Genomic DNA, 11624 nt, shown 5'->3' with positions numbered 1-11624 from the left:
CCCTTACGGTGCTTTGCGTGATCCTGCGTAGGGGCGAATTCATTCGCCCGGGTGGTTGCAGCCAGGGCCGGTCCCCGCTGCAACACGCCGGGACTGTAGCGAACAAGTTCGCCCCTACGGTGCTTTGCGTGATCCGGTGTAGGGGCGAATTCATTCGCCCGGGTGGTCCGCCAGTCGTGGCGCAGTCCTTGCTTGGGCCCTGGCAGGCTGTTGAGGGAGGCACCATGATCGATCACTACATCCACCTGAACTTCGATCATCAACGAGGCTTGCAGGAGCAATTGCGCGAAACGCTGGTCTCCACGATCCTCAGTGGCGGCTTTCCTGTCGATGAGCCACTGCCTTCCTGTCGCAAGCTGTCGCAGCAGTTGGCGGTGTCGCGCAACACGGTGGCGCTGGTTTATGAAAGCCTGCTGGACAACGGATATCTGGTCAGCCGGCCACGCAGCGGTTACTACCTGCATCCGGATTACCGTTCGGGGGATGCAGCCCACGAGCCGCCCCGAATCGCCTTGTTGCACAAGGGCGAACCGTCTTGCGATGTGATGGGTGACCGTGCACCAGACTGGAGCGCGCGACTGAAGATGCAGCCCAGCCTGAAACACGGTGTGCTGCGCCCGAGCAACTGGACGCGCTACCCCTATCCGTTCGTCTACGGCCAGCCGATCCGCGAACTGTTCCCGCTGGAGCGCTGGCGGGAAGTGTCCCGCACGGTGCTGCGCGGCGACCGTGATCCAAGCTGGATGAACGATCGGTTCGATCGCGACGATGAGATGCTCGTCGAGCAACTGCGCACGCGCGTGCTGCCCAAACGAGGCATCTGGGCGCGTCCCGATGAAATTCTGGTCACGCTCGGTTCGCAGAACGCGCTGTACCTGCTCGCCACATTGCTGATGGGTAAGGGCGTGAGGGTGGCGATGGAGAACCCCGGCTTTCGCGATGCACTGAGCCTGTTCGAATTGCGCGGGGCTGACATCCAGCTGCAGTCGGTGGACGACCAGGGCCTGGTGCTGGACAGTCGTCTGCATGGCTGCGACTACCTCTATGTCACGCCGGGCCACCAGGTACCGACCGGCGTGGCCATGAGCGCGGCGCGGCGCACCGCGTTGTTGCGCCAGATCCGCCAGCACGACCAGGTGGTGATCGAGGACGACTACGATGCCGAATTCAACCTCGATCACCAGGCCCAGCCGGCACTCAAGGCCAGCGATGCCAGTGGGCGAGTGATCTACATGAGCAGCCTGTCGAAGGCATTTTCACCGGGGCTGCGAATCGGCTATCTGGTGGCCGATGCCGAGCTGATCGACGAGCTGCGTGCGCTGCGCCGGCTGATGTATCGTCACCCGCCGCTCAACAACCAGCGCATGCTCGCTGAATTTCTCGCGCAGGGGCATTACGACTCGCATTTGCGACGCTTCCGCGAAGAGCATCGACGCCGCCGCGATACCCTGCGCCTGGCGCTCGATGATGAGCTGCCCGGTTGCCAGCCCATGGGCAGTCCCGGTGCCAGCGCCTTTTGGCTGCAGGCACCTGAGGGAGTCGATACGCAACGCCTGGCCTGGGCTGCAGCACAGCAGGGCGTGCTGTTCGAGGCTGGCGCGCAGATCTTCTTCAACGAGGCGCCCCCGACCAACTTCATGCGCCTGGGCTTCCATGCCATCGATGCCGCGCGTATCGGTGAGGGCGCGCGGGTTTTGGGTGAGGTGCTGCATCGTTTGTGATTTTCTCGGGCGAATGAATTCGCCCCTACGGGCGGGTTCGGCGATTGGACGATTGATGTAGGGGCGAACTTGTTCGCCCAAGAGCCCGGGACTACGCTTCACTCGATTTGAACCAGGACATAAGGACATGTCACGCGACGCTCTGCTTCGTGGCCGCTACTCGGCGCCCGGTCAGTTTTATCTCATCACCACCTGCACCCGTGAACGACGCCCCTTGTTTGCCGACGCCACCTGTGCGCGCGTGGTTATTGGACAAATGCGAACCTTGCATGAAGACCATCTGGTGTCATCGTTGGCCTGGGTGCTCATGCCCGACCATCTGCATTGGCTGTTCGCGCTGAGACACACCGGCGAGCTGTCCTCTGTGATCAAGCGGCTCAAGGGCCGTTCGGCGACTGCGCTGCGCCTCTCTATCGGGCCTGGGCCGGTGTGGCAGCGTGGCTATCACGACCATGCGTTGCGGCACGAGGAAGATCTGCAGGCCGTTGCCCGCTATATCGTGGCGAACCCTTTACGGGCTGGGCTGGTCCGGTGTGTAGGCGATTACCCCTGGTGGGATGCGGCGTGGTTGTGATGGATTGAATGTCTCACTGAACCTTGCGGGCGAATGAATTCGCCCCTACGGGCGATGGGATCGCCTTCGTGCAATCACAAGCCATGCCGCGTGTTGTAGGGGCGAACTTGTTCGCCCGGGGGCGATTGGCGGTGCCCCGTTGGGCGAATGAATTCGCCCCTACGGTCTGGGCGTTGGCGACGGGTAGTCGCAGACTCTGTAGGGGCGAACTTGTTCGCCCATCGCGCCTCAGGCGCCGCGCCGAGAAAAATCGCCGATCACCTCGTCGAGGATGGCCAGGGCTTCGTTCACCTCTGCCGGCGAGACGATGCACGGCGGCACCACATGCAGGCGGTTCTCCACGGTGAAGGTCAACAGGCCGCGGGCCTGAAAGGCGGCCTTCATCTGCGCGATCATCGGTGCGGCGAGCGGCGTCTTGCGCTGACGATCCGAGACAAACTCGATCGCCCAGAACAACCCGACGCCGCGGACCTCGCCGATCAGTTCGTGCCGGCTCGCCAGTGCGTGCAACCCTGGGCCGAGCACTTCCTGTCCAACGTGGCGGGCGTTCTCGACCATGCCTTCCTCGGCCATGGCGTCGAGCGTGGCGACGATGGCGGCCATTGCCAGTGGGTGGCCGGAGTAGGTAAGGCCGCCGGGGAAGAAGCGCGTCTCGAAGTACTCGGCGATCGGTTGCGAGATCATCACGCCACCAGCCGGTACGTAACCCGAGTTGACCCCTTTGGCGAAGGCGATCAGGTCAGGCGCGACCCCGAAGTTGTCCAGCGCCAGCCACTGCCCGGTTCGGCCGAAGCCGGCCATGACTTCGTCGAAGATGAGTACGATGCCGAACTCGTCGCACAGCGCACGCACGCCTTGCAGATAGCCCTCCGGTGGCACCAGGACGCCAGCGGTGCCGGGGATGGTTTCGAGGATGATCGCCGCGATCGCCGCAGGGCCTTCACACTCGATCACCCGGCGCAGGTGGTGCAGGGCGCGAACGCATTCCTCGGCCTCGTCGCGTGCATCGAATTCGGTGCGGTAGAGGTAGGGGTTGAAGAAGTGCACGTGTCCGCGGGCAAATTCGTTGGGTACGCGGCGTGGATCGCCGGTTGCGACAATGGCCGCGCCGGTGCTGCCATGATACGAGCGGTAGGCCGAGAGGATCTTGTCGCGACCGGTGAACAGCCGCGCCATGCGCATGGCGTTCTCATTGGCGTCGGCGCCGGCATTGGTGAAGAAGACCTTGCTGAAGCCGGCAGGGGCCCGGGCGAGGATGCGTTTGGCCGCTTCGCCGCGCATCAGGTTGGCAGTCGCTGGCGCGACCGTGCATAGGCTGTCCGCCTGCGCCTTGATGGCCGCGATCACCTTCGGGTGCTGGTGGCCGATGTTGGTGTTGACCAGCTGGCTGCTGAAGTCCAGATAGCGGTTGCCGTCATGGTCCCAGAGGCGGCAGCCTTCGCCGCCTGCGATCACCAGGGGGTTGAGCGTGCTCTGGATCGACCAGGAGTGGAAGACGTGCTGGCGGTCCAGCGAACGGACATAGTCATTGGTGACGGGCGTGCTCATGTCGGCCTCGGCGTGGTGATTGAGCGTCGGTCAGTCGACGCATGGTGAGATCACCTTAGGAACAAACCGGTTCGGCCCGTAGGGCCAGATGCCGGATGTGGCTGGGTCAGCCTGCCTTGTCTGACTGGCCCGCCGCCGGCAGCTAACTGGCTCTTGGCCGCGCGCCTTTTCCCGCTAGGCTGAGGGTTCGTCTATCCGCCGAGGAAAAGCCCATGGCCCATGCCTTCGATGTTGCTTCCAATGACCGCAATCCTGGTCGTCCTGGGCTCGAATCTCCCGCCATTCTCCAGGCGCGCATGGATCTTGCCGCGTGCTTTCGCATGGCGGCACGGCTGGGCATGGGTGAGGGAATCTGCAACCACTTTTCAGTCGTGGTTCCGGGGCATGATGACCTCTTTCTGGTCAATCCGTACGGGCTGGCCTTCTGCGAGGTCACGGCTTCGTCGCTGCTGATCTGCGACTTCGATGGAAACGTCATACTCGGTGACGGCCGGCCCGAAGCCACGGCCTTCTACATCCATGCGCAGCTTCATCGGGTCAATCCTCGTGCACGCGCCGCATTTCACACGCATATGCCCAATGCCACGGCGCTGTGCCTGTTGCAGGGTGAGCCTTTTGTCTGGGCCGGGCAAACGGCGCTGAAGTTCTACGACCGCCTCGCCGTAGACGAACATTACAACGGGCTGGCCCTCGACTACGCCGAAGGTGAGCGGATTGCGCGGGCGGCCGGCGAGGCCGACGTGATCATGCTGAAGAATCATGGCCCACTGGTACTCGGCCCGTCCGTCGCCGAGGCCTGGGATGACCTCTATTACCTGGAACGTGCCGCCGAGGTGCAGCTCAAGGCGATGGCGAGTGGAAGGCCGCTCAAGCCGGTCGGGCCAGACATTGCCCATGCTGCCTGCAGGCAAATGATGGAGGGCAATGCCGAGAGTGCGCGGCTGCACCTGGAAAGCGTCAAACGCCAGTTGCTGCGCAGCGAGCCGGAGTTTGCGAGGTGAAGCGGGTGAAGCGGGTAAAAAGCGGGCGAATAAATTCGCCCCTACATGCGCCCGGTTGTACGGGCGGTAGGCGGCACGAACCGTAGGGGCGAATTCATTCGCCTGTGGCCCGCCGAGCGACAGCGAAGGGCTCATGCCAGCGTGAGCGAACAGGTTCGCCCCCACGAAGCGACGCCTGACTTGGCAGGGCAACCCGTAGGGGCGAATTCATTCGCCCGCGGCCCGCCGAGCGAAAGCGAAGGACCGATGCCAGCGTGGGCGAACAGGTTCGCCCCCACGAAGCGACGCCTGACTTGGCAGGGCAACCCGTAGGGGCGAATTCATTCGCCCGCGGCCCGCCGAGCGAAAGCGAAGGACCGATGCCAGCGTGGGCGAACAGGTTCGCCCCCACGAAGCGACGCCTGGCTTGGCAGGGCAACCCGTAGGGGCGAATTCATTCGCCTGTTGCCCGCCGAGCGACAGCGAAGGACCGATGCCAGCAGTGGGCGAACAGGTTCGCCTCCACGAAGCGGCGGCTGGCTTGGTAGGGCAATCCGTAGGGGCGAATTCATTCGCCCAAAATGCTAGATCGCTACCAACCCACGCACGCCTTCGGCTTCCATGGTGTCACCGCGGCCCTGCTGAATGATTTCGCCGCGGCTCATCACCAGGTACTGGTCGGCCAGTTCGGCGGCGAAATCGTAGAACTGCTCCACCAGCAGGATGGCCATGTCGCCGCGGGCGGCGAGTTTCTTGATCACGGCGCCGATCTCCTTGATCACCGAGGGCTGGATGCCTTCGGTCGGTTCGTCGAGGATCAGCAGGCGCGGCTTGCTCGCCAGGGCGCGCCCGATGGCCAGCTGTTGCTGCTGCCCGCCAGAAAGGTCGCCGCCGCGGCGGTGCTTCATTTCCCTCAGTACCGGGAACAGCTCGTAGATGAACTCGGGTACCTCCTTGGCTTCCTTCGCGCTGAAACGGGAAAGCCCCATCAGCAGGTTTTCCTCGACCGTGAGTCGACCGAAGATCTCGCGGCCCTGCGGCACGTAGGCGATACCGGCGTGTACGCGCTGGTGCGGCTTGAAGCCGGTGATCGGCTTGCCTTCCCAGTTCACCACGCCTTCCTTGGCCGGGATCAGGCCCATCAGGCATTTGAGCAGGGTGGTCTTGCCGACGCCGTTGCGCCCGAGCAGGCAGGTGACTTCGCCGACCTTCGCCTCGAACGAGAGGCCGCGCAGGATGTGGCTGCCGCCGTAGTACTGATGCAGTTGCTGGACTTGCAGCATGTGCGACTCCTTCCCTTGGTGGATAAGCCTCTGGCGTTATCCACCCTACGATTAGGTTTGTGATGATGCAGGCATGGGCGTTCGGCGGGTGTAGGGTGGATGGCGCTTTACCCATCCACCGTGAAGTGCCATCGGAGGATGAACGGCGTCGAACCATTCAACGCCCCAGATACACCTCGATCACCCGCTCATCCGCCTGCACCTGCTGCAGCGAACCCTCGGCCAGCACCTGGCCCTGGTGCAGCACGGTGACGTGGTCGGCGATGGTTTCGACGAAGCCCATGTCATGCTCGACCACCATCAGCGAGTGCTTGCGCGCCAGGCTCTTGAACAGCTCGGCGGTGAACTCGGTCTCGGCGTCGGTCATGCCGGCCACCGGCTCGTCGAGCAGCAAGAGCTGCGGCGACTGCATCAGGAGCATGCCGATCTCGAGGAACTGCTTCTGCCCGTGCGACAGCAGCCCGGCCGGGCGGTGGCGCGAGGCGTCGAGACGGATGGTCGCGAGCACCTCGTCGATGCGGTCCTTCTGCTCGCCGGAAAGCCTGGCCCTGAGGCTCGCCCACACCGACTTGTCGGTCTTCTGTGCCAGCTCCAGGTTCTCGAACACGCTGAGGGCCTCGAACACCGTGGGCTTCTGGAACTTGCGGCCGATGCCGGCCTGGGCGATGTCCACCTCGCTCATGCGGGTCAGGTCCAGGGTTTCGCCGAAGAAGGCGCTGCCGCTGGTGGGGCGCGTCTTGCCGGTGATCACGTCCATCATGGTGGTCTTGCCGGCGCCGTTGGGGCCGATGATGCAGCGCAGCTCGCCGACGCCGATGTACAGGCTGAGGTTGGTCAATGCCTTGAAGCCGTCGAAGCTGACGTTGATGTCTTCCAGGCTGAGGATGGTGCCGTGGCGCACGTCCAGGCCCTTTTCGGCCACCCGGCCGAGGCCGATGGCATCGCGGGTCAGGCCGCCGCCGGTGGGGTCGAAACCGTCGATGACGGCGCTGCAGGGTACGGTTTTCATTGTTCGCCCCTCCGCTTGATGAGGCCGATGACGCCCTTGGGCAGGTACAGGGTGACGATGATGAACAGTGCGCCGAGGGCGAACAGCCAGTACTCCGGGAAGGCCACGGTGAACCAGCTCTTCATGCCGTTGACGATGCCGGCGCCCAGCAGCGGGCCGATCAGCGTGCCGCGCCCGCCGAGGGCGACCCAGACGGCGGCCTCGATCGATTGCGTCGGTGCCATCTCGCTGGGATTGATGATGCCGACCTGCGGCACATAGAGCGCACCGGCCAGGCCGCAGAGCACGGCGGACAGCGTCCAGATGAACAGCTTGTAGCCGCGCGGATCGTAGCCGCAGAACATCAGCCGGTTCTCGGCATCGCGCAGCGCGGTGAGCACCCGGCCGAACTTGCTGCGCGCCAGGCGAAAGCCCAGGTACAGGCTGCCGGCCAGCAGTGCCACGGTGGCCAGGAACAGCGCGGCGCGGGTCGCCGGTGCCGAGATCGAGAAGCCAAGGATGGTCTTGAAGTCAGTGAAGCCGTTGTTGCCGCCGAAGCCGGTCTCGTTGCGGAAGAACAGGAGCATGCCGGCGAAGGTCAGCGCCTGGGTCATGATCGAGAAGTACACGCCCTTGATCCGCGAGCGGAAGGCGAAGAAACCGAAGACGAAGGCCAGCACGCCCGGCACCAGTACCACCAGGCACATCGCCCAGAGGAAGCTTGACGTGCCGTACCAGTACCAGGGCAGCTCGTTCCAGGCGAGGAAGCTCATGAACGCGGGCAGGCCATCGCCGGCGCTTTCACGCATCAGGTACATGCCCATGGCGTAGCCGCCGAGAGCGAAGAACAAGCCGTGGCCAAGCGACAGCAGCCCGGCATAGCCCCAGACCAGATCCAGCGCCAGGGCGACGATGGCGTAGCAGAGGATCTTGCCGACCAGCGTCAGGGTGTAGGCCGAGACGTGAAAGGCATTGTCTGCCGGCAGCAGGTGCAGCAGCGGCATGGCCAGCAGGATGACGAGCACGAGGCCGAGGGCGACGGCGGTGAGTTTCGGGCCGGCTTTCTGCGCGGCCGTGAGCGTGAGGGGCTGGTTCATGGTCGGTCTTCTCCTGGGCGGGTCAGACTCGCCTGTAGGAGCGAGCTCGCTCGCGAAAAGGGGGAAGGCATCTGCACCGGAGTCGATGCGCAAGCAAGGGTGGGTACAACGCGCCGAACAGACTGGGCGGCGATACCGCATCGAAGGATTCCGTTGGCACTGCTGCGCTGCCTGCAGATCGATTCATGTAGGGGCGAATTCATTGGGAGCGAGCTCAATCGATCACCCTCCCTTTCAGCGCGAACAGGCCCTGCGGGCGTTTCTGGATGAACAGGATGATCAGCGCGAGGATGAGGATCTTGCCCAGTACGGCGCCGATCTGTGGTTCGAGGATCTTGTTGGCGATACCCAGGCCGAATGCGGCGAAGATGCTGCCGGCCAGTTGGCCGACGCCACCGAGCACGACCACCAGGAAGGAATCGATGATGTAGCTCTGTCCGAGGTCCGGGCCGACGTTGCCGATCTGGCTCAGGGCCACGCCGCCGAGCCCGGCGATGCCGGAGCCGAGACCGAACGCCATCATGTCGATGCGACCTGTTGGTACGCCGCAGCAGGCGGCCATGTTGCGGTTCTGCGTCACCGCGCGCACGTTGAGGCCCAGGCGCGTCTTGTTCAGCAGCAGCCAGGTCAGCAGCACGACGAATAGCGCGAAGCCGATGATCACCATGCGGTTGTACGGCAGCACCAGGTTCGGCAGTACCTGCAGCCCTCCGGAGAGCCATCCGGGGTTGGCGACTTCCACGTTCTGCGCGCCGAATAGCACGCGCACCAGCTGGATCAGGATCAGGCTGATGCCCCAGGTCGCCAGCAGGGTTTCCAGCGGACGGCCGTAGAGGTGGCGGATCACCGTGCGCTCCAGTGCCATGCCGATGGCGGCGGTGACGAAGAAGGCCACCGGCAATGCCACCAGCGGGTAGAAGGTCAGCGCCTCGGGTGCGAGTCGGGCCATCAGCACCTGCACCATGTAGGTGGTGTAGGCGCCGAGCATCAGCATTTCGCCGTGGGCCATGTTGATCACCCCCAGCAGGCCGAAGGTGATGGCCAGGCCCAGGGCAGCGAGCAGCAGGATCGAGCCCAGCGAAAGGCCGCTGAAGGCCTGGCCGAGCAATTCGCCGATCAAGAGCTTGCGCTTGACCTGGGCCAGGCTGGTCTCGGCCGCCTTGCGTACGGCAGCGTCGGTTTCCGCCTCATCGGCGAGCAGGTTTTCCAGTCGCACGCGGGCCGTGGGAGCGCCCGTTTCGCCGAGCAGACGCACGGCGGCCAGACGCACGGCCGGGTCGCTGGCGGTCAGTTGCAGGTTGGCCAGGGCCAGGGCCAGCGCTTCGCTGACGGCTGGGTCCTCCTCGGCTTCGAGGCGTTGCTGGAGCAGCTGGAGCTGCTCGGGTTTGCCGCTGCGCTGCAGGCGTTTTGCCGCGATCAGGCGCTGCGCCGGGTCCTCGGCGAACAGCTGATGGCTGGCCAGGGCAGTATTGAGCAGCCCGCGCAGGCGGTTGTTCAGGCGCAGCTTCTTCGGCGTGCCGACGGGGCCTGCGTCGCCTTCGAGGGCACGGTAGGTATCGTTCTCCTCGATGAAGGGGGTCTTGTTGTCGTCAATGGCCACGCGGCTGGCGCGCAGCGCTTCGATCAATGCCAGCCGTTCGGGCGCCGGCTCGGCCGCCCAGCTTTGCAGCAGCTTTGCCTGTTTGGCCGCGCTGGCCTTGGCGTAATCGGCTGCGTCTCCGGCGTGAGCGGCCCAAGGGAGGGCCAGCAGGAGCAGCATGAAAATTCGGTGCAGGGCAGTGTTCATCTATGCATTCCCCAGGGGCGCCGCGTGCTCTCTTGGTGGAGTTTGCGGCGTCGGATGGTGGATGAGAAAAGCGTCATCCACCCTACGAAAGGTCCAGTGTTCGTAGGGGGGCTGAAGCCCACCCTACAAAAGCCGTACGACGTTGCTTGTTACACGCCGCTTCAGTTCGACTTCACCGCGTAGTCCGGCTTCTTGTCGTTACCCGGGATGTACGGGCTCCACGGCTGGGCGCGGACCGGGCTTTCGGTTTCCCAGACCACGGAGAACTGGCCGTCCTCCTGGACTTCGCCGATCATCACCGGCTTGTGCAGGTGGTGGTTCTTCTCGTCCATGGTCAGGGTGTAGCCGGATGGCGCCTTGAAGGTCTGGCCGGCCAGCGCGTCGCGGACCTTGCCGACATCGGTGGTGCCGGCCTTCTCGACCGCCTGTGCCCACATGTGGATGCCGACATAGGTGGCTTCCATCGGGTCGTTGGTCACCGCCTTGTCGGCGCCTGGCAGGTTCTTGGCCTTGGCATAGGCCTTCCACTGGCTGACGAAGGCTTCGTTGACCGGGTTCTCCACCGACTGGAAGTAGTTCCAGGCGGCCAGGTGACCGACCAGCGGCTTGGTGTCGATGCCGCGCAGTTCTTCCTCGCCCACGGAGAAGGCCACGACCGGTACGTCGGTGGCTTCCAGGCCCTGGTTGGCCAGTTCCTTGTAGAACGGCACGTTGGAGTCGCCGTTGATGGTCGACACCACCGCAGTCTTGCCGCCGGCGGAGAATTTCTTGATGTTGGCGACGATGGTCTGGTAGTCGCTGTGGCCGAAGGGGGTATAGACCTCTTCGATGTTCGATTCCGGCACGCCCTTGCTGATCAGGAAGGCGCGCAGGATCTTGTTCGTGGTGCGCGGGTAGACGTAGTCGGTGCCCAGCAGGAAGAAGCGCTCGGCGCTGCCGCCGTCCTCGCTCATCAGGTATTCCACGGCCGGGATGGCCTGCTGGTTCGGTGCGGCGCCGGTGTAGAAGACGTTGGGCGACAGTTCCTCGCCTTCGTACTGCACGGGATAGAACAGCAGGCCGTCGAGTTCTTCATAGACCGGCAGTACGGATTTGCGCGACACGCTGGTCCAGCAGCCGAAGGTCACCGCGACCTTGTCCTGGGTCAGCAGCTGGCGGCCTTTCTCGGCGAACAGCGGCCAGTTGGACGCGGGGTCTACTACCACCGGCTCGAGCTGCTTGCCGAGCACGCCGCCCTTGGCGTTGATCTCGTCGATGGTCATCAGCGCCATGTCTTTCAGGGACGTTTCCGAAATGGCCATGGTGCCGGACAGCGAGTGCAGGATGCCGACCTTGATGGTTTCGGCGGCCTGCAGGGTGAATGGGAACAGGCCGCTGAGCATCAGGGCACTGGCGGCGAGGGTGGACTTGATAAGAGGACGGCGTTTCATTTGGGGCTCCTTGGCTGTCCGTGCGCAACTGTGGGCTGAATTCATCGGAACGCCAGGAGTAATGGCAGCATCCGTGCCAAATCGCGCAAAGCCAGCAATGGCAAGGGCTCGCGCCGGAATGTGCGTGGTTGGTCGGCCTCGGCTGCGATCCATTTTGGTGCGAGTTGGGGCTCGCGGTGCACTGCTGGTGCCCGCAGCGCCCGATTTCGGTGCCTGC

9 protein-coding genes are annotated in these 11624 nt (G+C 64.2%); 3 read left to right on the top strand and 6 right to left on the bottom strand.

What is annotated here, in order from left to right; translation table 11 throughout:
• The first annotated feature begins 224 nt into the window (after positions 1 to 224).
• On the top strand, positions 225 to 1721 hold the full coding sequence (locus B597_RS30340) for a MocR-like pyridoxine biosynthesis transcription factor PdxR (protein WP_003292607.1): 1497 nt from the start codon (positions 225 to 227) through the stop codon (positions 1719 to 1721).
• A gap of 127 nt (positions 1722 to 1848) precedes the next feature.
• The gene (locus B597_RS30335; protein ID WP_003292608.1) at positions 1849 to 2295 is read left to right on the top strand and encodes an REP-associated tyrosine transposase; all 447 of its coding nucleotides are present in this window, start codon (positions 1849 to 1851) and stop codon (positions 2293 to 2295) included.
• Positions 2296 to 2523: 228 nt separating this feature from the next.
• On the opposite strand, the gene B597_RS30330 is transcribed toward B597_RS30335, so the two are convergent.
• The gene (locus tag B597_RS30330) at positions 2524 to 3843 is read right to left on the bottom strand and encodes an aspartate aminotransferase family protein (protein WP_003292609.1); all 1320 of its coding nucleotides are present in this window, start codon (positions 3841 to 3843) and stop codon (positions 2524 to 2526) included.
• A 212-nt stretch (positions 3844 to 4055) separates the two neighbouring features.
• On the opposite strand from B597_RS30330, the gene B597_RS30325 reads away from it, so the two are divergent.
• Entirely contained in the window at positions 4056 to 4844 is a 789-nt protein-coding gene (locus B597_RS30325; protein ID WP_003292610.1) for an aldolase, read from the top strand.
• 563 nt (positions 4845 to 5407) lie between these two features.
• Here B597_RS30325 and urtE read toward each other — a convergent pair.
• From urtE to urtA, 5 genes are all read right to left on the bottom strand, one after another.
• On the bottom strand, positions 5408 to 6106 hold the full coding sequence (urtE, locus tag B597_RS30320; protein WP_003292611.1) for an urea ABC transporter ATP-binding subunit UrtE: 699 nt from the start codon (positions 6104 to 6106) through the stop codon (positions 5408 to 5410).
• Between the two features lie 157 nt (positions 6107 to 6263).
• Positions 6264 to 7115, bottom strand: a complete 852-nt coding sequence (urtD, locus tag B597_RS30315) for an urea ABC transporter ATP-binding protein UrtD (protein WP_003292612.1) — start codon at positions 7113 to 7115, stop codon at positions 6264 to 6266.
• Positions 7112 to 8191: an urea ABC transporter permease subunit UrtC gene (gene urtC, locus B597_RS30310; RefSeq protein WP_003292613.1), complete on the bottom strand. Its 1080-nt coding sequence runs from the start codon at positions 8189 to 8191 to the stop codon at positions 7112 to 7114. Before urtC ends, urtD begins: the two co-directional genes overlap by 4 nt.
• A gap of 214 nt (positions 8192 to 8405) precedes the next feature.
• A complete protein-coding gene (gene urtB / locus B597_RS30305) occupies positions 8406 to 9977 on the bottom strand; it encodes an urea ABC transporter permease subunit UrtB (protein ID WP_003292614.1) in 1572 nt (523 codons plus the stop codon).
• A gap of 161 nt (positions 9978 to 10138) precedes the next feature.
• Positions 10139 to 11407: an urea ABC transporter substrate-binding protein gene (gene urtA / locus B597_RS30300; protein ID WP_003292615.1), complete on the bottom strand. Its 1269-nt coding sequence runs from the start codon at positions 11405 to 11407 to the stop codon at positions 10139 to 10141.
• Between the last annotated feature and the right edge of the window lie 217 nt (positions 11408 to 11624).

It is taken from the genome of Stutzerimonas stutzeri KOS6, assembly GCF_000307775.2.
Taxonomy (GTDB): Bacteria; Pseudomonadota; Gammaproteobacteria; order Pseudomonadales; family Pseudomonadaceae; genus Stutzerimonas; species Stutzerimonas stutzeri_B.
This window is presented reverse-complemented; position numbering and strand designations above follow the sequence as displayed.

Bases quoted from the DNA above. Each gene is read 5' to 3' on its own strand.
- B597_RS30340 (WP_003292607.1), top strand. From the start codon at position 225: ATGATCGATCACTACATCCACCTGAACTTCGATCATCAACGAGGCTTG.
- B597_RS30335 (WP_003292608.1), top strand. From the start codon at position 1,849: ATGTCACGCGACGCTCTGCTTCGTGGCCGCTACTCGGCGCCCGGTCAG.
- B597_RS30330 (WP_003292609.1), bottom strand. From the start codon at position 3,843: ATGAGCACGCCCGTCACCAATGACTATGTCCGTTCGCTGGACCGCCAG.
- B597_RS30325 (WP_003292610.1), top strand. From the start codon at position 4,056: ATGGCCCATGCCTTCGATGTTGCTTCCAATGACCGCAATCCTGGTCGT.
- urtE (WP_003292611.1), bottom strand. From the start codon at position 6,106: ATGCTGCAAGTCCAGCAACTGCATCAGTACTACGGCGGCAGCCACATC.
- urtD (WP_003292612.1), bottom strand. From the start codon at position 7,115: ATGAAAACCGTACCCTGCAGCGCCGTCATCGACGGTTTCGACCCCACC.
- urtC (WP_003292613.1), bottom strand. From the start codon at position 8,191: ATGAACCAGCCCCTCACGCTCACGGCCGCGCAGAAAGCCGGCCCGAAA.
- urtB (WP_003292614.1), bottom strand. From the start codon at position 9,977: ATGAACACTGCCCTGCACCGAATTTTCATGCTGCTCCTGCTGGCCCTC.
- urtA (WP_003292615.1), bottom strand. From the start codon at position 11,407: ATGAAACGCCGTCCTCTTATCAAGTCCACCCTCGCCGCCAGTGCCCTG.